The organism is Muricauda sp. SCSIO 65647, assembly GCF_021534965.1.
GTDB lineage: Bacteria > Bacteroidota > Bacteroidia > Flavobacteriales > Flavobacteriaceae > Flagellimonas_A.
The window spans coordinates 2,517,585-2,540,955 of record NZ_CP091037.1 but is presented as its reverse complement, the minus strand read 5'-3'; the positions used below and the strand labels follow the sequence as shown (position 1 = coordinate 2,540,955).

The 23,371-nt window shown below is 43.9% G+C and carries 21 protein-coding genes; 9 read left to right on the top strand and 12 right to left on the bottom strand.

Annotated features, from left to right (window positions below; all coding sequences use genetic code 11):
- Window positions 1–58: 58 nt before the first annotated feature.
- The 3 genes from L0P89_RS11185 to L0P89_RS11175 form a co-directional block, all read right to left on the bottom strand.
- Window positions 59–613: a hypothetical protein gene (locus L0P89_RS11185; protein ID WP_235265185.1), complete on the bottom strand. Its 555-nt coding sequence runs from the start codon at window positions 611–613 to the stop codon at window positions 59–61.
- A 10-nt stretch (window positions 614–623) separates the two neighbouring features.
- Window positions 624–1,013, bottom strand: coding sequence for an ester cyclase (locus L0P89_RS11180; RefSeq protein WP_235265184.1), 390 nt, complete (start codon window positions 1,011–1,013; stop codon window positions 624–626).
- 97 nt (window positions 1,014–1,110) lie between these two features.
- Window positions 1,111–1,962 carry a helix-turn-helix domain-containing protein gene (locus L0P89_RS11175; RefSeq protein WP_235265183.1) on the bottom strand — a complete coding sequence of 284 codons (852 nt, stop codon included), beginning with the start codon at window positions 1,960–1,962 and terminating at the stop codon, window positions 1,111–1,113.
- Between the two features lie 215 nt (window positions 1,963–2,177).
- Here L0P89_RS11175 and L0P89_RS11170 point away from each other — a divergent pair, with 215 nt between their 5' ends.
- Window positions 2,178–2,732 (top strand): sigma-70 family RNA polymerase sigma factor, encoded by a 555-nt coding sequence (locus L0P89_RS11170; protein WP_235268027.1) that lies wholly within the window; start codon window positions 2,178–2,180, stop codon window positions 2,730–2,732.
- A 231-nt stretch (window positions 2,733–2,963) separates the two neighbouring features.
- Here L0P89_RS11170 and L0P89_RS11165 read toward each other — a convergent pair whose 3' ends face one another.
- Window positions 2,964–3,842, bottom strand: a complete 879-nt coding sequence (locus L0P89_RS11165) for a hypothetical protein (RefSeq protein WP_235265182.1) — start codon at window positions 3,840–3,842, stop codon at window positions 2,964–2,966.
- A gap of 68 nt (window positions 3,843–3,910) precedes the next feature.
- Between L0P89_RS11165 and gcvP the strand changes: the two genes are divergently transcribed.
- The 4 genes from gcvP to L0P89_RS11145 all read left to right on the top strand — a co-directional run bounded on the left by gcvP (window position 3,911) and on the right by L0P89_RS11145 (window position 9,452).
- Window positions 3,911–6,769: an aminomethyl-transferring glycine dehydrogenase gene (gene gcvP, locus L0P89_RS11160; RefSeq protein WP_235265181.1), complete on the top strand. Its 2,859-nt coding sequence runs from the start codon at window positions 3,911–3,913 to the stop codon at window positions 6,767–6,769.
- Between the two features lie 161 nt (window positions 6,770–6,930).
- Complete coding sequence (locus L0P89_RS11155; protein WP_235265180.1) at window positions 6,931–7,989, top strand: 3-oxoacyl-ACP synthase III family protein; 1,059 nt, start codon at window positions 6,931–6,933, stop codon at window positions 7,987–7,989.
- Entirely contained in the window at window positions 7,990–8,511 is a 522-nt protein-coding gene (locus tag L0P89_RS11150) for a methyltransferase (RefSeq protein WP_235265179.1), read from the top strand. It begins immediately after the preceding gene.
- Window positions 8,512–8,606: 95 nt separating this feature from the next.
- Entirely contained in the window at window positions 8,607–9,452 is an 846-nt protein-coding gene (locus L0P89_RS11145; RefSeq protein WP_235265178.1) for a glycosyltransferase, read from the top strand.
- Here the strand turns inward: L0P89_RS11145 and pafA are convergent.
- A complete protein-coding gene (gene pafA / locus L0P89_RS11140) occupies window positions 9,444–11,108 on the bottom strand; it encodes an alkaline phosphatase PafA (RefSeq protein WP_235265177.1) in 1,665 nt (554 codons plus the stop codon). The two genes, L0P89_RS11145 and pafA, sit on opposite strands and share 9 nt — an antisense overlap.
- 115 nt (window positions 11,109–11,223) lie before the next feature.
- Between pafA and L0P89_RS11135 the strand changes: the two genes are divergently transcribed.
- Together L0P89_RS11135 and L0P89_RS11130 are read left to right on the top strand one after the other, a co-directional pair.
- Window positions 11,224–11,961: an MlaE family ABC transporter permease gene (locus L0P89_RS11135; protein WP_235265176.1), complete on the top strand. Its 738-nt coding sequence runs from the start codon at window positions 11,224–11,226 to the stop codon at window positions 11,959–11,961.
- Window positions 11,961–12,728 (top strand): ABC transporter ATP-binding protein, encoded by a 768-nt coding sequence (locus L0P89_RS11130; protein ID WP_235265175.1) that lies wholly within the window; start codon window positions 11,961–11,963, stop codon window positions 12,726–12,728. The genes L0P89_RS11135 and L0P89_RS11130 overlap by 1 nt, the downstream gene beginning before the upstream one ends.
- Here L0P89_RS11130 and L0P89_RS11125 read toward each other — a convergent pair.
- The 3 genes from L0P89_RS11125 to L0P89_RS11115 form a co-directional block, all read right to left on the bottom strand.
- Window positions 12,725–14,188, bottom strand: a complete 1,464-nt coding sequence (locus tag L0P89_RS11125; RefSeq protein WP_235265174.1) for a DUF389 domain-containing protein — start codon at window positions 14,186–14,188, stop codon at window positions 12,725–12,727. The genes L0P89_RS11130 and L0P89_RS11125 overlap by 4 nt on opposite strands.
- A gap of 2 nt (window positions 14,189–14,190) precedes the next feature.
- A complete protein-coding gene (locus L0P89_RS11120; protein WP_235265173.1) occupies window positions 14,191–15,270 on the bottom strand; it encodes a mannose-1-phosphate guanylyltransferase in 1,080 nt (359 codons plus the stop codon).
- Window positions 15,271–15,333: 63 nt separating this feature from the next.
- Window positions 15,334–15,936 carry a SprT-like domain-containing protein gene (locus tag L0P89_RS11115; RefSeq protein WP_235265172.1) on the bottom strand — a complete coding sequence of 201 codons (603 nt, stop codon included), beginning with the start codon at window positions 15,934–15,936 and terminating at the stop codon, window positions 15,334–15,336.
- A 371-nt stretch (window positions 15,937–16,307) separates the two neighbouring features.
- Between L0P89_RS11115 and L0P89_RS11110 the strand changes: the two genes are divergently transcribed.
- Both L0P89_RS11110 and L0P89_RS11105 read left to right on the top strand, forming a co-directional pair.
- The gene (locus tag L0P89_RS11110) at window positions 16,308–16,979 is read left to right on the top strand and encodes a hypothetical protein (protein WP_235265171.1); all 672 of its coding nucleotides are present in this window, start codon (window positions 16,308–16,310) and stop codon (window positions 16,977–16,979) included.
- Between the two features lie 291 nt (window positions 16,980–17,270).
- Window positions 17,271–18,890 (top strand): tetratricopeptide repeat protein, encoded by a 1,620-nt coding sequence (locus tag L0P89_RS11105; RefSeq protein ID WP_235265170.1) that lies wholly within the window; start codon window positions 17,271–17,273, stop codon window positions 18,888–18,890.
- Window positions 18,891–18,901: 11 nt separating this feature from the next.
- Here L0P89_RS11105 and L0P89_RS11100 read toward each other — a convergent pair whose 3' ends face one another.
- The 4 genes from L0P89_RS11100 to pdhA all read right to left on the bottom strand — a co-directional run bounded on the left by L0P89_RS11100 (window position 18,902) and on the right by pdhA (window position 23,363).
- Window positions 18,902–19,579: an SDR family oxidoreductase gene (locus L0P89_RS11100; RefSeq protein WP_235265169.1), complete on the bottom strand. Its 678-nt coding sequence runs from the start codon at window positions 19,577–19,579 to the stop codon at window positions 18,902–18,904.
- 5 nt (window positions 19,580–19,584) lie between these two features.
- Window positions 19,585–20,598, bottom strand: coding sequence for a M28 family metallopeptidase (locus tag L0P89_RS11095; protein WP_235265168.1), 1,014 nt, complete (start codon window positions 20,596–20,598; stop codon window positions 19,585–19,587).
- A 123-nt stretch (window positions 20,599–20,721) separates the two neighbouring features.
- Window positions 20,722–22,359, bottom strand: coding sequence for a pyruvate dehydrogenase complex dihydrolipoamide acetyltransferase (locus L0P89_RS11090; protein ID WP_235265167.1), 1,638 nt, complete (start codon window positions 22,357–22,359; stop codon window positions 20,722–20,724).
- A 5-nt stretch (window positions 22,360–22,364) separates the two neighbouring features.
- Window positions 22,365–23,363 (bottom strand): pyruvate dehydrogenase (acetyl-transferring) E1 component subunit alpha, encoded by a 999-nt coding sequence (gene pdhA / locus L0P89_RS11085; protein WP_235265166.1) that lies wholly within the window; start codon window positions 23,361–23,363, stop codon window positions 22,365–22,367.
- Window positions 23,364–23,371 lie beyond the last annotated feature (8 nt).

The following is a 23,371-nucleotide window of genomic DNA, read 5'->3' as shown; positions in this document are numbered from 1 at the left end:
TGAAAAAAGCACCAAACAAATTGTGCACAAAATTTTTGATGAAATATCCATAATATTATTAGTCTTCAATGTAGCCGCTAGGCACTCCTTTTACTTTCAAATCTGTCAAGATCTTATAATTGTCCTTTAACATGGCCCATTTATCACCAAACTTGCCGTCTACCACATTAAAATACCAAGCCTCTTGCCAACTTACGGGTTGGTCTTTGGCTTCAATGCCCCTGACCACCTCAAAACCCTTATCGTAATCATAGGTCTTTGCATAGTTTGCATTGATTTCAAGCCAGACAATGGCCTCGTTGCCATCAATGGCCATATGTTTTATTTCAGACGTATAATTGGGAAACGACGCCCTAAACTCGGCATGTTGCGCCAAAAAATTATCCATTTCTTCACCATGCACCAAAAAGGGCATGATATCTTCCCTCCAATTCGTTCCGGTAATCGCATTAAGATAATCTTCAATGAATTTTTTGGTACCCGCTTCTTGGGCTTGCTTTGTTTCAAATTGCGCAAGGGCCGACTTTGCCCTTTCTAGTTCTTCTGACGTTTTTGTGTCGGTGCATGACCAAAAAACAATGGTCAGGCAAAGTATCGTTATATAGGTTTTCATCGATTGCCTTTTAATGTGTTTCTTCTTTTGGCATTATACCCAATTGTTCCATTAAAATCATTTGGTCGGCCAATAGCCAATGATCAGAAATTTTTCCGTTTTCAATAGTGTAGCGTATTATAAAGGGCAAATCCATTCTTTTGCCCGTTGGGGGTATGCCGTTCAACACCCCGCTATGGATACCCGTGGCCCGGCCCCTAACGACCACCTTGTTGCCCTCGGTCACCATCTCTTCGATGAAAAGTTCATACTTCGGAAAAGCCCCTTCAAAAAATTGGATGTGCTCTATAAGTTTTTCGTCATTGGTAAACTGTTCGCACAGTTCGCGGGTCTTTTTCGCACCTGAAATGGCATTGAAATATCGAATTATAAATTCCCTATTTTTCTTAAGATTTTCCATATTGTCAATTCATCAGAGTTACAACTGCTTCAAAATTAAGATGTAAGAATATCACCCACTTGACCCTAGGTTGCACTTTTTTGTGACTGGGTTGCAATTATGCCACCAAACTTGATGGGTTCATGCCAAATTGTTTTTTAAACGAACGGGTAAAATGGCTCACATTTGAAAAACCCACAGCGTAGCTTACCTCGGTCACATTAAAATCTACTTTTTTGCTCTGTAAAAGGTGTTTGGCTTCCTCTAAACGGGTGAATTTAATGTATGCACTGGGAGACATTTGTGTTAGCTGCTTCACCTTTCTGAACAACTGGGCCCTGCTCAGGGCCATCGCATCTGCCAAGCCGTCTACCGAAAAATCACAATTGTCTATATTGGCATTGATAACCGCATTTACTTTTTTCATGAACACACCATATTCAGAGCCTTTTGCCTCTGCCGCTTCTTGAATCTTAGCTGTATTGTCAAAGTAGTTTGTGAGGCGTTTATGGATCGTACTAAAATATTGTGGATATTGTTTGGGCAGCAAATTGTCCTTACCGTTGAGATATATGCCCATTTTTTCTTCAGCTATGGGAATCTCCACGACAAAGCGGGTACCCTTGGGGAGCTCTTCGATTGAAAGTCCGCTAGATACCGAAGCGATGATCTCTCCCAATTTTGAAAGGTTCACACCTGTATTTTCAATAACGAGCATACATTTATCATTACCCGCATCACCACTGCCAATACTCACCTTGATTTGATACGACTGCGGGGTAAAGGTGATGACCCTGCTCAACAGCACCGTAATCTCTGACAGTACTTTTTGAGGATTGTATGAGGCATACAAAGTGTCTACCTTGGGCTGAAACCTCAGTTCAACATCCTGGGCCTGGGCGTAGGGTACCAGCCCGGTGACCAAACCGCGAAAAAGGGGAATCAAATCAGCCTTAATCTCAAAGTCCATGATAATCGCAGTATTTTAATAGGATGGGGAACTACAATTTAACAAATTAAACAGTAGCCATCACAATACCCAAAAATTCAAGGCCGAAGTCGTTTAACTGTTAACATTTACCCAAAGTATTGATTTGCAATGATTTTGTGATATTTCAAAGGGTTATTTGTCATGAATAGAAATCATTAACAAAAACCGTAATTTTGAGACTATTAAAACGACAGATGCCAGCTCACGAACTACATCCTGAAAATTGGGTAGATCTATATGCAGATTATCTCTACAATTACGCTGTATCAAGGGTCAGTGACGGTGAAATTGCAAAAGATCTGGTGCAAGAAACATTTTTTGCCGGATTGAAGTCAGCCAAAAACTACAAAGGCGATGCTGCAGAACGTACGTGGTTGATAGCCATTCTTAAACGAAAGGTCATTGATCATTACCGCAAGATCAACTCCAAAAAGGGAAAAGCAGAAGTAAAAGTCAACTATAGCACGCAGAGTGATGCCGAAGGCGATTGGTTGGAAGAACGGGTAGCCGACCCTTTTGGTCAAGGGGGTGACGATGCCATTGAAAATGAGGAATTGGGAATGGCTATACAAGAATGCATCTCAAAATTGCCCAAAAAACAGGCATTGGTGTTCAATATGAAAACCGTTCAAGGCATGAGCACGGAAGATATTTGTAATGAATTGGGTATTAACCCGTCCAATTTATGGGTGATGATCCATAGAGCGCGTACTGCGCTCATGGGATGTATGAATGAAACATGGTTTTAGACGTATGAAAGTATTTCGTGAAAAGGCAAAGGAAATTTGCACCAAAAGTCAATATGGAGAAGCAACTTGGTGGGAATTACTGCAACTTAATGTGTTTTTATTCTTATGGAAGGAGTGTGCTGAATTCTCTGCAAAAAACACAAAGCTTACGTCTTTGTGCGAACAGGCCAACCTAGAGGTGCTTTCAAAGACCGAAAAAGAAACCATGAAGAAGAGGCTAGAGAAAAAACTTTAGAGGTTTTCCAGCATTACCACAGCAAAAAACCAGAACAGGGGAATTCCCTCAACCCAAAAAGAGGAAAAGTATCGAGACTGTTTCTCTTTGGTCAGGTAAATGACCAAAAAAAGTGCCGAGGTTACAAATGACCTTCCCATCAGTTCAACATTTTGAATATCGTCCTTTAAAAAAGTTAATCCGAAGAACAGAATGACCAAAAAATACCCCAATCTCTTTGTTGATTGCAGACCCAATCTTCGCGGTATGGTGCTCACTTCGGGATAATCAAATGTTACATCACGCACCTCGAAAGGTAGAATGAGCACCAAAATCAGCAGAAATCGCTGAACGAGCAGTATCCAAACATCCCAAGTGTATGTTACCTGCGCATCGATAATGGGCAGTATGACCGTAAAACCTGTCCATACCAAAGCCACAATAAAAATCTTCAGAACACCTAGACTTCTCAGACTATTGCCATTGGGCCATACGGGCAGTGCATATAAGACAGAAAATATCGTCAAGACAGAAATGGCCATTAAAACATCAAGCGATAATTGAAAGGCAAAATAGACCATGGCCCCAAAGCATACAAAACTGAAGGCTTGGATAATTTTGTGATATGAATTGTCAACTATCAAATATTTCTCAGCCTCGACCCCATACTTTATGAAATTATAGCAGACAATAGTGCTCAATACCATAAATCCCGCCAAAAAAAAATTGTGGGGCAGCCCTAAAATTCGTAGGGTTACCAAATATAATGACAGTACTGCCAAGGCCACATGAATACTGGCATCGATATAAAAATCAAAGAGTACCTTAAGAAGCTTCACCCTACAAAGGTAACAGAAGAACAATAGGTCATGTTTCAGGTAAAAAACTTTGAACATCCACACAGGAAATTGATGCTCTTTTCATCAAATTAATGCCTAATTTTGTGCAACTTTTTTGATAGCTCATGAATACTGAAATTTTTGCATTACGCCACATCGGCATAAGAGAAAAAGACCTTCCGAAAATGTTTGCTGCCATAGGGGTTGATTCTATGGAACAATTGATCCATGAGACCATACCTGATGACATTCGTTTGAAAAAAGACTTGAATTTGCCCAAAGCCATCAGTGAACATGAATTTCTGACACATCTTCGAGAACTTTCCAAAAAGAACAAGGTTTTCAAGAGCTACATTGGGCTGGGTTATCACGAAAGCCTGACCCCATCGGTGATCAAAAGAAACATCTTGGAAAATCCAGGCTGGTATACCGCATATACCCCATATCAGGCTGAAATTGCCCAAGGAAGACTTGAGGCCCTTTTGAACTATCAGACCATGGTCTGTGATTTGACAGGTATGGAGGTCGCCAATGCCTCACTTTTAGATGAAAGCACGGCCGCTGCAGAAGCTATGACCATGTTGTTCGATCTACGGTCGCGCCAACAAAAGAAAGATGGCGTCACCAAGTTCTTTGTTTCTGAAGAAGTATTGCCCCAAACCCTTTCACTTTTACAGACACGTTCAACCCCCTTGAATATCGAACTGGTTGTCGGCAACCATGAGAAATTTGGGTTTTCACCCGATTTCTTTGGGGCATTGTTGCAATATCCTGGCAAGTATGGGCAAGTCAACGATTATGCTGATTTTATAAAAAGGGCCCAAGAAAATGAAATCAAAACCGCTGTCGCCGCCGATATTTTAAGCCTTGTGCTACTGACCCCTCCCGGAGAATGGGGTGCAGACGTTGTGGTGGGCACTACACAACGCTTTGGAATACCATTGGGATATGGTGGGCCACATGCTGCATTTTTTGCTACTAAAGATGCTTATAAAAGAAGTATTCCCGGTAGAATAATCGGAGTCACCAAAGACACAGATGGAAACCCGGCACTTCGAATGGCACTTCAGACCCGAGAGCAACATATCAAAAGAGACAAGGCCACCTCGAATATTTGTACCGCGCAGGTGCTTTTGGCTGTCATGGCGGGCATGTATGCCGTATATCATGGGCCAAAAGGTCTCAACCATATCGCCAACAAAGTACATGAAAATACGAAAATCTTGGCTGCCCATCTTGAAGAAATGGGTTACAAACAGCAAAATACATGCTATTTTGATACACTTTTGATTACCGTTGACAATGTCAAATCCATCAAAGGTAAAGCAGAAGGGTTTGGCCTCAATTTCAACTATATCGATGATAAAAACCTTTCGATATCAATCAATGAAACGACCAGCCAAAAAGACTTGCAACAAATTGCGGCATGTTTTGGTGGCACGAACGGTTTTGACAAACCCACTGAAGAAAAGGAGACACCAGAAGTTATTGTTCATTCCCTTCAGCGAAAAAGTCCATTTTTAGCACATGGCGTGTTCAATTCGTACCATTCAGAAACAGAGCTGATGCGCTATATCAAAAAATTAGAGCGTAAAGATTTGGCCTTGAACCACTCGATGATTTCACTGGGCAGCTGTACCATGAAACTCAATGCTGCGTCTGAAATGCTTCCATTGAGCTGGACAAATTGGGGAAATATTCATCCCTTTGTACCTATCGAGCAAGCTGAGGGCTATCAGATCATGTTGTCGGCACTCGAAGATTACCTTACTGAAATAACTGGTTTTGCCGCTACATCTTTACAACCAAACTCTGGGGCACAAGGTGAATACGCAGGCCTGATGACCATCAGGGCCTATCACGAATCACATGGTGGAGGTCATCGCAATATTTGTATCATTCCTGCCTCGGCACATGGCACGAATCCCGCCTCTGCTGTCATGGCGGGCATGAAAGTAATTGTCACCAAAACCGATGAGAAAGGCAATATCGATGTGACCGATCTTGAAGAAAAGGTAAAATTACATTCCGAAAACTTAGCGGCACTAATGGTCACCTACCCCTCTACACACGGAGTTTTTGAATCTTCGATCAAGCATATCACCAAATTGATCCATGACCATGGCGGACAGGTGTATATGGATGGTGCGAATATGAATGCACAAGTAGGCGTTACCAATCCTGCGACCATTGGCGCAGATGTATGCCATCTCAACCTGCACAAAACCTTTGCAATTCCACATGGTGGGGGTGGCCCAGGCGTGGGACCCATTTGTGTGGCTGAGCAACTCAAACCTTTTCTACCCACCAATCCCATTATACAAACGGGTGGAGACAAAGGCATTACGGCCATCTCAGCGGCACCTTGGGGCAGTGCATTGGCCTGTCTGATTTCTTACGGGTATATCAAAATGCTTGGGGCCAAAGGTGTTACCGAGGCCACCAAAATTGCCATATTGAGTGCCAACTACATCAAAGAAAGGCTCAAGGGAAAATTTGATGTACTCTATGCTGGCGAAAGGGGCCGGGCGGCCCATGAAATGATTGTCGATTGCCGACCGTTCAAAGCGCATGGTATCGAGGTCACCGATATTGCCAAACGCTTGATGGACTATGGATTTCATGCCCCAACCGTATCCTTTCCGGTAGCGGGAACTTTGATGATAGAACCTACAGAAAGTGAGAGTCTCGCAGAATTGGACAGGTTCTGTGATACGATGCTATCCATCAGAAAAGAAATTGATGAGACATCGGCAAACGAACCCAACAATGTCTTGAAAAATGCGCCACATACATTGCAAATGGTCACAAGTGACGAGTGGCATTACCCATACAGCAGGCAAAAAGCGGCCTTTCCACTGTCATTTGTATCAGAAAACAAGTTCTGGCCAGCGGTCAGGCGTACCGATGAGGCCTTTGGGGATCGTAATCTAATCTGCACATGTGCGCCAATTGAGGCGTATATGGAAGAGCAAACGTCATAGCAGTACTAGGCCCAACGCCCGTTTCTGATAGTGGCGACATGTTCTTTCTGATTGCATAAATATGGTCCTTCCGTTGTTTGAACGTAGTAGCATTTGGGCCATTTACATTGATTTTCTGGGGAAAAGCCCAATATTTGTGTTCAGCACTACCAAAAAAACAAATGAAAATAGGCATTACAGGTACAGGAAGTTACATTCCCTCTGTCGTCACGGAGAACGACCATTTTTTAAAGCATAACTTTCTAAGCTCTGATGGAAGCTCTTTTGATCATGACAATACGGTCATTATAGAGAAGTTCAAATCGATTACAGGCATTACCGAGCGCCGATATGCAGAACAAGAGCACAACACTTCAGATCTTGGTTTTTTCGCTGCCGAAAAAGCCATTGAAGATGCAAAAATCGACAGCGAAGAACTCGATTATATCATTTTCGCCCATAATTTCGGTGATGTGACCCATGGAAAAATTCAAGGAGATACGCTGCCGAGTCTAGCCACTCGGGTCAAGCACCTTCTAGGCATCAAAAATCCACGCTGTGTGGCATACGATGTATTATTCGGTTGCCCAGGTTGGATCGAGGGAGTGATTCAAGCACAAGCTTTCATCAAAAGCGGTATGGCCAAGAAATGCCTGGTCATAGGTGCCGAAACGCTCTCAAGGGTGGTAGATGACCATGACCGTGACAGCATGATCTATTCTGATGGTGCCGGGGCCACCATAATCGAGGCCGATACCGGTTCAGGAGAGATTTTGGGCCATATCTCGGCCACCTATGCCAACGAAGAAGCCTACTACCTATTTTTTGACAAGACCTATCACCAGAATGGTTGTAATGATACCCGATATATCAAAATGCACGGGCGAAAGATCTATGAATTCGCCGTTACCCATGTGCCCCAGGCCATTGCCGATTGTCTCGATAAAAGTGGCGTGGCCATTGATGAAGTAAAAAAAATATTCATCCACCAGGCCAATGAAAAGATGGATGAGGCCATTGTCAAGCGTTTTTACCGAATCTATCGTAAAGAAATGCCTGAAGACATCATGCCCATGATCATTCATGAGATGGGCAACAGTTCAGTGGCGACTGTTCCTACATTGTTCGACATGGTAAAAAAGGGCGAGCTACAAAAGCACGGGTTAAAAAGGGGAGATGTTGTTATCTTTGCCAGTGTTGGTGCCGGCATGAACATCAATGCCATTGTATATCGATATTAAATGTACGAAAACAACTATCCGAGCAAACGTTACAGACACACGCTAGCATTTTTGGAAAAACATATTGACACCCAAGAGTCCATTTTAGACCTTGGGGTGAAAAACCCCTTCTCAGAGATCATGAAAACCAAGGGGTATAAGGTTGAAAATACCCAAGGCGAAGATCTTGACGTTCAATTTGACAATGTGATCAATTCAAATGCCCAAGTGGTCACTGCTTTCGAAATTTTCGAACATATGGTGGCCCCCTTTAATGTACTGCGAAAAATAAGGGCCAATAAGCTAGTGGCCAGTATTCCTTTGAGATTGTGGTTCGCTTCTGCCTATCGCAGCAAGACCGACCCTTGGGACAGACATTATCACGAATTTGAAGATTGGCAATTTGACTGGCTGCTTGAAAAAGCGGGGTGGGAAATCAAAGATTCCATGAAATGGACCAATTCCACCAAAAAAATAGGCCTACGCCCTATACTTAGGTATTTTACCAATAGATACTATATCGTCTATGCAGAAAGAAATTGACCTCCTTCCTAAAAAGGAGGCACTGAGAGAGGTGTTCTTTATTTACCTCTAATCTTGTTAGTATGGAAATTCGTTTGAATTACTAATTTTAACAAATGCGAATTTGCATCATCATTCCCGCACATAACGAAGAGCTTTACCTAAAAGATTGTCTGGATGCTTTTGTGGCCCAGACCCATTTGGTCGATGAGCTCATAATCGTCGATGACCACTCAACGGACAGCACCAATGCCATAGCTACCGACTATGCGCAAAAATATGGTTGGATAAGGGTTTTGAAGCATGAATCTTCGAAAGAACATGCGCCGGGTGCCAAGGTCGTTCAAGCTTTTGATTTTGGGCTACAACATGTCAAAAGCTACGATCTATTGGGAAAGTTTGATGCTGACATCATGCTCCCCAACCACTATTTTGAAACCATGCTCAACCATTTTCAGTCTGATTGGAAACTGGGCATGTGCTCGGGCATACTCCACATCAAAAGCGAAAACCGATGGGTGTATGAAAATATTGCGGACAAAAACCATATCAGGGGGCCCATCAAACTTTACCATCGGGCATGTTTTGAAAAAATGAACGGACTTCGTATTGGGGTGGGTTGGGATACCGTCGATGTACTCTTGGCGCAATACCATGGTTTCAGAACCTATGTCGACGAAGACATGGTCGTCAAGCATCTACGGCCCACGGGCCATGGGTACACCCAAAAAAACCATCGGGCAAAGGGTGAAGCTTTTTACAAAATGCGCTATGGCATCGTACTGGCCAAATTGGCGGCGCTAAAAATGGCATGGCAAGCACGTAGCCCAAAACTATATATAGAGGCCATTGTTGGCTATCTAAAAGCCACCGTGAAAAGACTTCCGAGATATGTCACTTACGAAGAGGGCACCTTCATTAGAAAATATCGCTGGAAAGGTATATTCAAAAAGCTATTTTAATACCTTGGAAATCGGTTTCCCAGTGCTACCGTTGGGGAATGCCATGCCCATCAATACTGAAATGGTAGGGGCAATATCGGGTATCTCTGTCCGATCGGCCGTACTACCCTTTTTGATTCCCTTTCCGAAGAAAAGCAAAGGCACATGGGTGTCATAGATCATGGGCGAACCATGTGTTGAACCTGTTCTGTGATAAGAGGCATAACCGGGTTTCTGAACATACATAACATCACCTGAGCGTTTTTGGTTCCAACCGTTCTGCAAAATGTAGGGTATGCCGTCAGAATAGCTATTCTGCCACATCTGATGCCCAGTAAATACTTTATAGACATCATCATATTTCAAGAACTCCATTGCGATCTCTTCTTGAACATCATCCAAATCCATATCTAGGTTGGCAATGACCCTATGGTCTAGAAACACTTGATAGTTGCTTATGTTCTTGATGATATCGGTAGTTCCGTATCGATACTTGATAAAGTCTATGAAATCACTCTTTATTTGATCGGAATTTAAATAGCCCGCAGGTATTTTATTGTCCTTCAAATAGGCGGGCACATGAATGGCTCCATGGTCAGCGGTCAAAAAAGCGGTGTATTGGTTCAAGCCCACTTTTTTATCCAACGCTGCAAAGAGTCTTTCCAAATCTTTATCCAATTGCAGATAGGTGTCTTCAACCTCTTTTGAATTGACCCCATATTTATGGCCCACATAATCTGTACTCGAATAGCTGATCGCCAAAAAATCAGTGTCTCTATCGGTTCCCAGTTTTTCCCCATCAAGGGCCGCCAGGGCAAAATCAGTGGTCAGACTGTTTCCATAAGGGGTATATTTGAGAATTTCAAAGTCTTTTTCCTTACTTAAAAGATTGGGAGTGCTATGCGGAAAAGTAGGCGTGGTCTCGTCTTCAAACAATCCTTCAAAAGCATTGTTGTCACTGCCGCTTTCAACATATGAATTGATGTCCTTTAGAGGAATCCATGCTTTTTTATAATCTGTGATGGTACTTGATGCATTGAATGCATTCACCCAGTCGGGCAACTGCTCCATATAATATGAACTGGTAATCCATTGTCCTGTATCACTTCCTTCAAACCAATACGCGGCGTTGGCCGTATGGCCTCCCGGTAGTACAGCTCCCCTATCCTTTAAGGCGACTGCGATAACCTTACTGCGCATTTGGGTGTGTAGCCGTAGCTGATCGGTCATCGTGGTCGTTACCATGCGATGGGGCGACATTTGTCCGACCTCGGAAACAGTGCCGACAGATTTAAAACTGGTATCTGAAGCACAGTACACGGTTTCGTTCTCTTCTTTGTCATACCAATTATTGCCAATGATACCGTGCATCGACGGTGTAGTACCTGTGTAGATCGAGGCGTGGCCCGGCCCTGTACTTGTGGGCGCATAGTTGAAATGATGGTTCTTACAGTTAAAACCCTCATTTACCATTCGTTTGAACCCGCCATCACCATACTGATCCCAAAATCGGGTGAGATAGTCAAATCGCATTTGGTCGACCACAATACCTATGATCAATTTTGGAGGGCTATTGTCTTCAATGGGTTGGTTTCTTTTCTTGCCATTTCGTTGCGCATTGGCCACCATACAGACAAGTAGTGCAAAGAGGGTCAAAAGGGAAAGGGGGTTTTTCATTTATACCAAAATTACCACGCCAGCAAATCTATTCAAATATCCCTTTAAAACTATAAATCGGAGGTTAAATGAATGCAATATTCTTATTTTTACCCTATAAGTCTATTTTTAGTACATGAACTACCTTGCGGCGATTGGCAAGTACTTTATCATGATTTGGGAGGTTTTTAAAAAACCTACCAAATGGCACATTATGAAGTCTTTGATTTTGAAAGAGATAGATGAGCTTATCTACAACTCAATGGGCATCATCATCTTTATTTCTTTCTTTATAGGCGGCGTAGTGACCATTCAGACCGCATTGAATTTGAGCAATCCGCTAATACCAAAAAGTCTTATCGGTTTTGCCACAAGACAGTCGGTGATTCTCGAATTTGCCCCTACGTTTACCTCCATCATCATGGCCGGAAAAGTTGGTTCTTACATCACTTCGAGTATCGGTACCATGCGGGTCACCGAGCAAATCGATGCCTTGGAGGTCATGGGAGTAAACTCATTGAACTATTTGGTTTTTCCGAAAATCATTGCCATGCTCATGTACCCATTTGCCGTGGCCATTGCCATGTATGTGGGCATTGCAGGGGGGTGGGTCGCCGCCGTGTTCGGTGAATATGCCCCCAGCGGTACTTTCGTAGAGGGAGTACAATTGGATTTCACTCCTTTTCACGTGACCTATGCCTTTATCAAGACCTTGGTCTTTGCCTTTGTCATTGCCACAGTGCCTTCGTTTCATGGCTATTATATGAAGGGCGGTGCACTCGAAGTGGGCAAAGCGGCCACTACTTCCTTCGTGTGGACGAGCGTTGTCATCATCATTCTCAACTATATTCTGACCCAAATGCTGCTCGGCTGATGATAGAAATTCAAGACATACACAAATCATTCAGCGGCACCCATGTTTTAAAGGGAATAACCTCCACCTTTGAGCAAGGAAAGACCAATCTGGTCATAGGCCAAAGTGGTTCTGGCAAAACGGTGCTCATGAAATGCATGTTGGGCCTTATAGAGCCCGATGAAGGAAACATCTGTTACAGCGGGCAGCGCTATTCAGAACTGTCGTTGGATGAACGCCGAAACTTGCGCCAAGAGATGGGAATGGTTTTTCAAGGCAGTGCGCTTTTTGATTCGATGACCGTCGAGGGCAATGTGAAATTTCCGTTAGAAATGTTCACGAAGCAATCAAAAGGTGAAATGCGAGACCGTATCGATTTTGTATTGAAAAGGGTAAACCTCATCGATGCACATGAAAAATATCCCTCAGAATTATCAGGCGGCATGCAGAAAAGGGTGGCCATTGCAAGGGCGATTGTCATGAACCCGAAATACCTTTTCTGCGACGAGCCGAATTCGGGCCTAGATCCCAAAACGGCCATTTTGATCGACAACCTGATCCAAGAAATCACCGATGAGTACAGCATCACCACGATTATCAACACCCATGATATGAACTCGGTCATGGAAATTGGCGAAAAAATTATCTTTTTGAAAAATGGTTTCAAAGAATGGGAAGGCACCAACAAAGAAATCTTCAAGACCGACAATGAGGCCGTCACCAATTTTGTGTATTCTTCTGAGCTCTTCAAAAAGGTACGGCAGATGTATATTGAGGAGCGAAATTAATCTTTCACCTGCTTCACCTGTATCTTATTGTTCTGAAGTCGAAGTTTGAGCCAATCGCTTAATCTCTTTTGATCATTGTCGATTTGGCCCTGGCCAATGTTCTGTTTCCATTTTACCTCAAAGAGCGGAATGGTATCGAGTTTATTGAAATCGGTCTGAATGCGATATGAAAAACCCATTGCGTCAATATTTTCATAATTCGCCCGTGCCTCTGCGCTAATGTCTTGAAAGGGAATTTGCATGGCCGCAGCTTCACTCAACGAGGCAAGCTCTTCTTCCAATACCCGAATGCGTTCATCTTTGGTCAAGAGCTCTGCTTTTTTTGATTCATAGAGCTCGCTCACATAATTGAACTTTTCTTCTGAATCATCTTTGCCCCCTTGAAGCACCCGTAGTTCAGCATCCCTTAAACGACTATACCCGTTCTTCTTGTTCCTCCACGTATTGATGATGTTTTCAGGCACTTCCTCGGTGCCCAAAATAGCGACTTCAAGATATGAGCCCTCATTTTTATCAAAGTGTATATCGGTCAGATCATTCTCATAACGACCGTTTCCCTTGAACTCATAAATCTCCACTGTATCGGACAAGAATTGCTGGGCCTGTTTTCTGAAAAGCGATTCGAGAAAAACATTATAAAAAGTAAATCCGGCCGGAACCATGACCGCCAACCCAACCAAAGAAGCTACCCGGGCGATAAATCGCCTTTTTCGCGAATTGGCATAACGCACCATGGGAAACCTAAGGTACTTGATGACCAAAAAAGTCGCCAGACCGATAAAAATGGTATTGATGATAAAAAGGTACATAGCCCCAGCGGCATAAAGCGGTTTGCCGATGGCCAGACCAAAGCCCACCGTACACAATGGCGGCATCAGCGCCGTGGCTATGGCCACACCAAAGATAACACTGGCAATGGTACCTTTTTTTGCCCTTGCAATAACCAGGGCCAACCCACCAAAGAAGGCGATCAACACATCTCGAATATCAGGTTTTGTTCGTGCCAATAATTCTGAAGATTCATCACGTAAGGGAAAAAAGTAGAAGAACAGAAATGCGGTCACCACACTCAACACCACCATCACGGCAAAGTTCTTCAATGAACGGCGTAAAGTATCGATATCATTGATGGCCAAAGACATGCCCATACCCAAAATCGGACCCATTAGTGGTGAAATGAGCATCGCTCCGATGACCACGGCCGTAGAGTTTGCGTTGAGCCCCACCGAGGCGATGAAAATGGAACAGATCAAAATCCATGAAGTGTGTCCCTTGAAGGGAATATCGGCAATAATCGATTCTTTAGCAGCGACCGGATCTGTGTTGCTCTTAATTTCTAGAACTTCCATCAGAAACTTTTTGGTGCTTCCCAAAAAGCCCTTGAAGTCTTTTTTCATTTCCTCACCGCTATTCTCGTTTGGGGTAGGAGTGACATTTTGTTGGCCGAATTTACCTTCCATGTTTATACAAACTTATCGCCAAAGTTCTTTTGAACAGAGGCACGTACTTCTTTGATATGTTGTTGTTTTGATTTGGGGTAGATCAACAAGACATCATCTTTATCAACGATGATGAAATCTTCCAATCCATCGACCACGACCACTTTTCCTGTTTTTGACCGTATCATATTGCCCTTGGCATCTTTCAACAAGACCCCCGCGTTCACCACGGCGTTCTTGGCGGCGTCTTTTTCGAGCTTTTCATAAAGCGCACCCCAAGTACCAAGGTCATTCCAATCGAAAGTGGCGGGCAAGGTATAGATGGCTTTAGACTTTTCCAAGATAGCATAATCGATTGAAATGTTTTCGGCCTTGGGATAATTTTCTTCAATGAAGTCTTTTTCCTCAGAAGTATTGTAGCAAGAAATACCGCTTTCAAACAGTTCGTATTGGGATCGTTGATGGCTTTTGAATGCCTCGACAATCGTTTCGATACTCCACATAAAGATACCTGCGTTCCAAAGAAAATTACCTTGCCGGAGGAATTCTTTTGCGGTTTCCAAATCAGGTTTTTCCCTGAACTGAACAACTTTTTTTAAAGATTCAGTGCTATCTTTCTCAAACTCTATGTACCCAAAGCCGGTGTTCGGTTCGGTTGGTTGAATGCCCAATGTACACAGTACTGCCTCTTGGGTGCACTTCTCAAAACATTTCTTGACATTGTCTTCAAAAGCTGCTTCATCTTCTATCCAATGATCGCTTGGGGCCACTATCATCACTGCATCGGCATTCATCTTTTGAATCTTCAGGGCCGCATACAGAATACAAGGAGCCGTATTGCGCATGGCGGGTTCGAGCACCACCTGCTCTTGGGTGACCATCGGTAATTGTTCGAGTACCAAATCGTTATAACGCGCATTGGTCAATATCAAGACATTCTGTTTCGGAATAAATCGGGTAAGGCGTTCAAACGTACTCTGTAGCAGTGTTTTGCCCACTCCCAGCATATCGTGAAATTGCTTCGGATAGGCCTCTGTACTCACGGGCCAAAAGCGAGATCCCACCCCTCCGGCCATTAAAACGGCATAATAGTTTTTGTTCATCTTGTTTACTCGATAATCGAGATTTAAATGGTTCGATAGCCATCGGGATTGCCCCGAGATAATTTATTCCCTGACAAAATCAACCTCAGCGTTCGGTTGAAACAAATATAGTTTACCCGTGGCCAATTCAATACATTCGTAGCGTTTTACGCGCTTCTTTCCCTTTTTGAACAATTTGCCATTATAGAGGCGAAAAGTACTGCCCATGGGCAGCTCGAACACATAGCTCTTGGTACGGTCAACGGGGTCAAATTTCTGTAGGGCCACAGACAATCTGGTGTCGGTGCTACTGCTCGCTTTCGGGTTTTTGAAATGTTGGGCGATCAAGGGCAACAACTGCGAGGGAAAAATTTCGGGCCTGATAAACGGGAGCATCAGTTGTTGAAAAGTACGCTTCCACTCTGCCCCATGGGGTTTGATACCCCGACCAAAACGCTCAAAAGCTACCAAATGGGCAATTTCATGTACCAACGTAATCAAAAAACGATATTTGTTCAACGAAGCATTGACCGTGATTTGATGCCCACCCTGAGGCATTTTGCGGTAATCACCATGCCGTGTCACCCGATGGTTCACGATCTTAAGATGCACCCCATGCGTTTTGATCAGCTCAAAACAGGATTCAACTGCTCTTTCGGGCAGGTATTTTTGCAAGGTTTCGCTCACAGGGTAAAAATAAGGGTTTGATTTTTTGAAAAGAAAACAAAGATGTCCCAATTGTATCTATTATGTGTAAATTGGGAGTGAACATCGTATTTATTCATCCATTTCCTTCAAAACCATTGATGAAACATCTTATTGTCTGTCAAATAATATTGCTCATTTTTCTTTCAAATACAACGCTTGCACAGTCGGGCAGAGATGCAAATGTGCATGTTTTCATGCCTCAAACAACATCAGCGTTTTCAGTGAAATATTCGTGCACTTTGTCCGCTTCAGAAAAGGAAGTCTATTTTGCTGCGAGCCATCAAAAATGGGGTGGTGGAAATCTCAAGAGCTCAATATATCATACAGTAAAGAAAAAAGGCAAATGGTCAATGCCAAAAGTTGTTTCGTTTTCTGGTAAATACGATGATAGTGACCCGCATTTGAGCAAAGATGGCAACAGCATATATTTTATTTCAGATAGACCTTCAAAAGGTGTTACCGCATCAGCGGATATTTGGATGGCCGTAAAAAACAAGAATGGTCAATGGGGCGATCCCATTTGGTTGCCTTACCCGATAAATTCTACCGAGAGAGAATACAGCCCGCGAACCGATAAGAATGGAAACCTGTATTTTGCGTCTGACAGACCTGGTGGATATGGTCAGGGTGATCTATATATCTCATATTTAGAAGATAAAAGACTGGGCACCCCTATCAATATGGGAAATACCATCAATTCAGCAACCGGGGAATGGAATCTCGAAATAAACGACAGTGCAGATATATTGCTCTTTGAAGCATCACAAAGAGCCCAAAATGTTTCTTCATACGGCGATCTTTATATCAGTTTCAAACACCGAAACGGTTGGACAGCACCGCAAAACATCAAAGAGTTGAACACGTCGGGCAGTGACCTCTATCCCTTTTTGACCCGCGATGAAAATTCTTTGTACTTCACAAGCAGCGACAGCCTCAAGAGCCCTACTACAGCAATTTATCATGTTAAATTCAAGTCAATCTTGAAAAACTATAAAAAAACAGCGGTATTCCCTAAGAAATGATGTACTCAGCCTGTTTCTTCGACAATAACACAGTTGTCGACTTGTCTTGCACCGCATATGGGCCATTGCGGTATTGCCCAAATTTTCATTATCTTTAAAGTTCTCGAAATTAGGGCTTTTAAGCAGTTCTCCCCTTTACGGATATCCGTAGTACCACAATACGAAAAACACTACAGTACCATCACAATGAAAAAGTCGCAACTATTGCTTTTAGTGGCATTGGCCCTATTAGCAACTTTTATCTTTACAAAAACACAGCAAAAGACGAATCCACCACCCCAAATGGCCTCAATGAACTTTTTGAAGTGCACTGTTGCCAAATTCATGCTGACAGACGTTGACACCACCCAACAGATCGCCCCTCTCTTTGAAAATCTGGGCAACCACAGTTTTGCCATTTCGACCTCGACCGATGAGACGCAGACCTTTTTTGACCAAGGGTTGCGGCTTACCTATGCCTTTAACCATGCCGAGGCCCACCGTTCGTTCATGGAAGCTGCACGATTAGACCCCAATTCCGCTATGGCATTTTGGGGACAGGCATACGCGTTGGGACCGAACATTAATGATCCATTACCCGATGATGAACGAAAAATGAGTGCTTTCAAGGCATTGCAAAAGGCACAAAAAACCACTGACAAAGCCTCTGCCAAAGAAAAAGCACTTATTGCGGCACTGGGGTCTCGCTATAGCGATAATATGAACAAAGACATTGCCGAGCTGAACATTGCCTATATGGAGTCGATGGCCAAAGTGGCCGATCAATTTCCAGAAGATGCCGATGTGCAGACACTTTATGCGGCCGCCATTATGAACACCATGCCCTGGAATTATTGGAACAATGATGGTAGTCCGGCACCAAACACATTGAAAGGCAAGGCAGCACTTGAAAAAGCGATCAAGATCAATCCCGACCACCCAGGGGCACACCATTATTATATACATATGGTCGAACTGCCCCAACCTGATTTGGCCGTGCCAAGTGCCGATAAATTGGGCGGTCTCATGCCCGCAGCTGGGCATTTGGTGCACATGCCCTCGCACATTTACATTCGTGTGGGCCGTTATCTAGACGCCGTGGCATCAAACCAGAAGGCTATCTTAGCCGATGAGGATTATATCTCGCAGTGCTATTCGCAAGGCATGTACCCCTTGGGATATTATCCACATAATCTCCACTTTTTGTGGTCGGCCGCCAGTCTGCTAGGTGATAGTGAAACGGCCATCGATGCCGCAAAAAAAACTGCTGAAAAAGTGCCAATAGCTGAATTGGCCACATTGCCTTTCTTACAGGATTTTGCCTCAACGCCCCTTTTGGCATACACCCGTTTCGGTAAATGGAACGAGATTTTGACCATTCCCTATCAAGGAGACGATTACAAGCACCTCAAACTTATATGGCACTATGCCCGTAGCATTGCCTTTTTGCGAAAAGACAATCTGAAAGAGGCCAAAGAAGAATTACAGGCCATAGAAGCCATGAAAGATGACCCTAGCCTTGATGATGTCATTGCGAACTATACGAATCCTACCTCCAATATCGCCAAAGTGACCTATGAAGTGGTGACCGGTGAAATTGCAGCCAAAGAGGGAGACCTTATCAATGCCATTGGACATCTGAAAAAAGCGGTGGAACTGGAAGATCAATTGATTTACAGTGAGCCTTCGCCATGGCATATCCCCTCACGACAGACTTTGGGGGCCATTTTAATGAAAGCCGAAAAGTATAGTGAGGCAGAGAAAATCTATAATGAAGATTTGGAACAACTCAGACAGAACGGTTGGTCATTGATGGGACTTTATCAAAGTCTCAAGGCCCAAGGCAAAAACGATGAGGCCAACAACATTAAAAAAGAATTTGACAAGGCTTGGAAGCACGCCGACATCACCATTGAAGCATCCATACTGTAAAAGAATTAGAATCAAGGCGTACTATTGCTCACCTGTAACAGCTTGCCATTGTAGTATTGCTGTCCTGTCAGGGCAAACTGTTTTATATAGTGGGCCATTTCCAAGGCCGTGAGCGGTGCTTGGTAACCTGGGAAAGCTTCTTCGAGCATTTCAGTTTGCACGGCACCCAACGCCAATACATTGAACGAAGGACCTGTTTCCTTGAATTCTTCAGCGAGCAATTCTGTTAAGGTGATAACGGCCCCCTTGCTTGAGCTGTAGGCCGACAAGCCAGCAAACTTCATGCTTCCCTGTACACCGCCCATCGAACTGATGGTCACCACATGGCCCTTTTTATTCATTTTGGGCAACACGGTACGCGTAATTTCGGCCACACCAAAGACATTTACTTCATACACCGTTTTGAATTCTTGAGTAGTGGTTTCCAAAAAAGGTTTGTTCAAAAGGCTCCCGGCATTGTTGATGAGCACATCTACCTTTTCCCATCCCTCTAAAAACTTGGATACTTTATGGTAATCAGTAGTATTGCCCAAATCAAAAGGGAAAGCTGTGACCCCCTCCAAATTCAAATCGGCCACAGGTTTTTCGTTTCGTGAAAGGGCTAGAACCCGATGCCCGTCTTCGGCAAAAAGTTTTACGAGTTCAAAGCCGATGCCGCGGCTGGTACCCGTTATGATAACATTGGCCATTTGTATTATTTCTTTTTGATTTCTTGATTTGGGGCGTTTGCAATGCCCTCCACTACAGGAATCATTTTGTTCACCACACGGGCCATATGATCAAAGTCCATTTCACTGTTCTCATCGCTGGGTCTATGATAATGGGGAAAGTTGGTGAAGTCAAAGCCACAAAAGGTATGTGAAGGCACTCCGAAAACCTTGTGAAAGGGATAATTGTCAGATCTTTTGAACAAATCATTCTCTTCGGCGATGGACGAATACCCGATCAGTTTTTCACCTGCATATTTATTGCTGACCTTGGCCAAATTTGATATGTCGTATCCGGTGATAAAGAGCTCGTAATCTTTTCCCCTTAATGGAACCCCTGTCATTTCAAAATTAAGCATGGTATAAAGGTTCAAATCCATTTTTTTTAGTTTTTTGGCCAAGTGCTCCGACCCCAACAATCCTTTTTCTTCAGCACTGAAAAGGGCAAAGATAAGGCTGCGCTTATTGACCTTTTTCGTACCAAAATACCGTGCCAATTCCAATACCGTTGAAGTACCCGAGGCATTGTCGTTTGCGCCATTGGCAATATAATCGCCGTTTTGCGGCCTGGTTACGCCAATATGATCATAATGGGCACCTATCAGTATAAACTCATCTTTAAGGCTTGAATCGCTGCCCAACACCATACCGACAATATTGTAAGCAGGTTTTTTATAATTCGAAAGTGTATCTCGATAGGTTTTGAAATAGGGCTTCACCCCATAGTCTTTAAAACGGTTCTCAATATAGCGTGCCGCCATTTCAATGCCCTCACTACCGGTATCCCTCCCTTTTAACTTGTCAGAGGCCAGGTAATTCATATGCCCCCCGACCAGGTTGGCGTCGGTAAAGTTCACTTCTTTGGAAACTTCGACGATACCGTTCGTATTGGCTTTCAACCCATCAGGACCTGCTGGAGGTGTTTCTGGCGACTGTACCATTTGAGTGGTACCACAAGCTGTCAACAATAAGAAAACAAGTAAAAAACCAATATTTTTCATAGCGGACCTTTAGTGTATTTAAAGATAAAAAAAGCATCCTGATAAAAGGATGCTTCCAAAAATTGTTTCTGTCTTCACTTCAAACACCTCGACAGGCCCGGTGTAACAAAAAGGTCATGGGCTTTACGCCAACATGGTCACTGGGTTTTCCAAATAAGCTCTCAGTGTTTGCAAGAACTGGGCCCCTGTGGCACCATCTACGGTTCTGTGATCACAGGCCAATGTAATTTTCATGGTGCTGCCCGCGACAATTTCACCATTTCTCACCACTGGTTTATCAACAATGGCCCCAACCGATAAGATGGCCGAGTTGGGTTGGTTGATGATTGAGGTAAACTCGAGAATACCGAACATACCCAGATTGGAAACCGTGAAGGTACTACCTTCCATTTCATCGGGCTTGATTTTTTTGTTTCGCGCCCTTCCTGCCAAATCTTTGACCAAAGCCCCAATTTGGGTCAGGGTCATCTGATCGGCAAACTTCAACACAGGTACGACCAAACCTTCATCAACGGCCACCGCTACACCCATGTGCACATGGTGATTGTATTTGGTGGTATCGCCATTCCATGACGTGTTTACTTGTGGGTGTTTCTTCAAGGCCATCGCACAGGCCTTCAAAACCATATCATTGAACGATACCTTGGTATCGGGCAAATCATTGATCTGCACACGTGATGCCTTTGCATTGGCCATATCGACCTCGATGGTCAAATAATAATGTGGTGCCGTGAACTTTGATTCGGCCAAACGCTTGGCAATGATCTTTCGCATCTGTGAGTTCTTGACCTCTTCGCTGCTCTCTTCGCCCACGGGCAATTGAATCGGAACTACCGGTGCGGTCATGGCTGTCTCTGGTGCTGCAACGGTCGGTGTCGCTTTCTGCTCTGAAGGTTTGAAGTTCTCTACATCTCGTTTTACGATACGGCCATGGTCACCAGAACCATTCACCTGCGATAGGTCGATGCCTTTTTCCGATGCTATTTTCTTTGCCAACGGTGAAGCAAAAATACGTTGCCCATCAACTTGAATTTGTGGGGCACTTTCCGTTTTTATTTCTTCTTTGGGGGTTTCAACCTTCTCATCAATCGCCGTTGGGGCACTTTCTAAAGAAGCACCACCGCCCGTATGAGCTTTCAATACCGCATCGGTATCTGTTCCGTCCGGGCCTATAATTGCCAAAAGCGAGTCAACGGGTGCGCCTTCTCCTTCTTTTATGCCGATATGCAAAAGCGTTCCAGAATAGAACGATTCAAATTCCATTGTGGCCTTGTCGGTCTCGATTTCGGCCAGAATATCACCTTCCTCAACCGTGTCACCGACTTTCTTCAGCCATGAGGCAACGGTGCCCTCTTCCATGGTATCGCTCAATCGGGGCATGGTAATGATCTCAACCCCTTCAGGAATTTCGGCACTAGGAGCCGCTGATGTAGTTTGCTTCTCTTCTGTTGTTTCTTCAACTGCTGGGGCACTGTCCTCAGGTATTGAGGGACCTCCATTGAGCAGGGCTGAAATATCTTCCCCTTCCTCACCGATAATGGCAAGCAGTGAATCGACCGGGGCACCTTCACCTTCCTTGATGCCTATGTGCAAAAGTGTGCCTTCGTGAAAAGACTCAAACTCCATCGTGGCTTTGTCGGTCTCGATTTCGGCCAGAATATCACCTTCTTCCACCTTGTCACCTACACTTTTGAGCCATTTTGCCACGGTACCTTCTTCCATGGTATCGCTCAATCGGGGCATGTTTATCACTTCTGCCATAGTGCCTATAATTTATGTTGTAAAAATGGATAATCATCTTGTTCGTACACCACATCATACAGTTGCTCAATTGGCGGAAAGTCTGATTCTTCAGCGAATTTCTCACATTCAGAGACCAAGTCCTTTACCCTTTTATCGATAACTTTTATCTCTTCTTCAGTGGCATACTTCTTTTCTAGAATAACGTCTTTCACCTGTGTGATGGGGTCGATTTTTTTATACTCTTCGACCTCTTCTTTGGTACGGTAATGTTGTGCATCTGACATCGAATGGCCGCGATAGCGATAGGTCTTCATCTCTAAAAAGGTAGGTCCGCCACCCGTTCGGGCCCGTTCAATTGCCTTGTGCACCTCTTTGGCCACAACAGCGGGATCCATACCATCGACATCGGTGCACGGCATTTCATAGCCAAGGCCCAGTTTCCAAATATCGGTAGTGTATGCGGTACGGGCCACCGAAGTACCCATCGCATACCCATTGTTTTCACAGATGAAAACCACCGGCAATTGCCACAGCATGGCCAAATTGAACGTTTCATGCAACGAACCTTGTCGAACCGCACCATCTCCCATATAGCATAACGTCACGGCATCTCTTTTGAAATATTTATCGGCAAAGGCCAAGCCCGCTCCCAAGGGAATCTGGCCCCCAACAATACCGTGGCCACCGTAAAAACGATATTCCTTTGAAAAAATATGCATAGAACCGCCCATACCTTTTGAGGTACCGGTCACCTTACCGAAGAGTTCGGCCATGACCTTTTTGGGGTCAACGCCCATACCGATCGGTTGCACATGATTTCGATACGCTGTGATCATACGGTCTTTGGTCAGATCCATCGCGTGCAACGACCCGGCCAAAACCGCTTCTTGTCCATTATAAAGATGGAGAAACCCCCTTACCTTTTGTTGAATATAGACCGCTGCGAGCTTGTCTTCGAACTTGCGCCAAAACAGCATGTCTTCATACCATTTCAGGTAAATCTCTTTTGTAATTTTCTTCATCAAACAGT

Bases quoted from the DNA above. Each gene is read 5' to 3' on its own strand.
- L0P89_RS11185 (WP_235265185.1), bottom strand. From the start codon at position 613: ATGAAAACCTATATAACGATACTTTGCCTGACCATTGTTTTTTGGTCA.
- L0P89_RS11120 (WP_235265173.1), bottom strand. From the start codon at position 15,270: ATGAACAAAAACTATTATGCCGTTTTAATGGCCGGAGGGGTGGGATCT.
- pafA (WP_235265177.1), bottom strand. From the start codon at position 11,108: ATGAAAAACCCCCTTTCCCTTTTGACCCTCTTTGCACTACTTGTCTGT.
- L0P89_RS11175 (WP_235265183.1), bottom strand. From the start codon at position 1,962: ATGGACTTTGAGATTAAGGCTGATTTGATTCCCCTTTTTCGCGGTTTG.
- gcvP (WP_235265181.1), top strand. From the start codon at position 3,911: ATGAATACTGAAATTTTTGCATTACGCCACATCGGCATAAGAGAAAAA.
- L0P89_RS11125 (WP_235265174.1), bottom strand. From the start codon at position 14,188: ATGGAAGGTAAATTCGGCCAACAAAATGTCACTCCTACCCCAAACGAG.
- L0P89_RS11150 (WP_235265179.1), top strand. From the start codon at position 7,990: ATGTACGAAAACAACTATCCGAGCAAACGTTACAGACACACGCTAGCA.
- L0P89_RS11165 (WP_235265182.1), bottom strand. From the start codon at position 3,842: ATGTTCAAAGTTTTTTACCTGAAACATGACCTATTGTTCTTCTGTTAC.
- L0P89_RS11095 (WP_235265168.1), bottom strand. From the start codon at position 20,598: ATGAAAAATATTGGTTTTTTACTTGTTTTCTTATTGTTGACAGCTTGT.
- L0P89_RS11110 (WP_235265171.1), top strand. From the start codon at position 16,308: ATGCCAAAAGTTGTTTCGTTTTCTGGTAAATACGATGATAGTGACCCG.
- L0P89_RS11130 (WP_235265175.1), top strand. From the start codon at position 11,961: ATGATAGAAATTCAAGACATACACAAATCATTCAGCGGCACCCATGTT.
- L0P89_RS11155 (WP_235265180.1), top strand. From the start codon at position 6,931: ATGAAAATAGGCATTACAGGTACAGGAAGTTACATTCCCTCTGTCGTC.
- L0P89_RS11145 (WP_235265178.1), top strand. From the start codon at position 8,607: ATGCGAATTTGCATCATCATTCCCGCACATAACGAAGAGCTTTACCTA.
- L0P89_RS11180 (WP_235265184.1), bottom strand. From the start codon at position 1,013: ATGGAAAATCTTAAGAAAAATAGGGAATTTATAATTCGATATTTCAAT.
- L0P89_RS11170 (WP_235268027.1), top strand. From the start codon at position 2,178: ATGCCAGCTCACGAACTACATCCTGAAAATTGGGTAGATCTATATGCA.
- L0P89_RS11135 (WP_235265176.1), top strand. From the start codon at position 11,224: ATGAACTACCTTGCGGCGATTGGCAAGTACTTTATCATGATTTGGGAG.
- L0P89_RS11105 (WP_235265170.1), top strand. From the start codon at position 17,271: ATGAACTTTTTGAAGTGCACTGTTGCCAAATTCATGCTGACAGACGTT.
- pdhA (WP_235265166.1), bottom strand. From the start codon at position 23,363: ATGAAGAAAATTACAAAAGAGATTTACCTGAAATGGTATGAAGACATG.
- L0P89_RS11100 (WP_235265169.1), bottom strand. From the start codon at position 19,579: ATGGCCAATGTTATCATAACGGGTACCAGCCGCGGCATCGGCTTTGAA.
- L0P89_RS11090 (WP_235265167.1), bottom strand. From the start codon at position 22,359: ATGGCAGAAGTGATAAACATGCCCCGATTGAGCGATACCATGGAAGAA.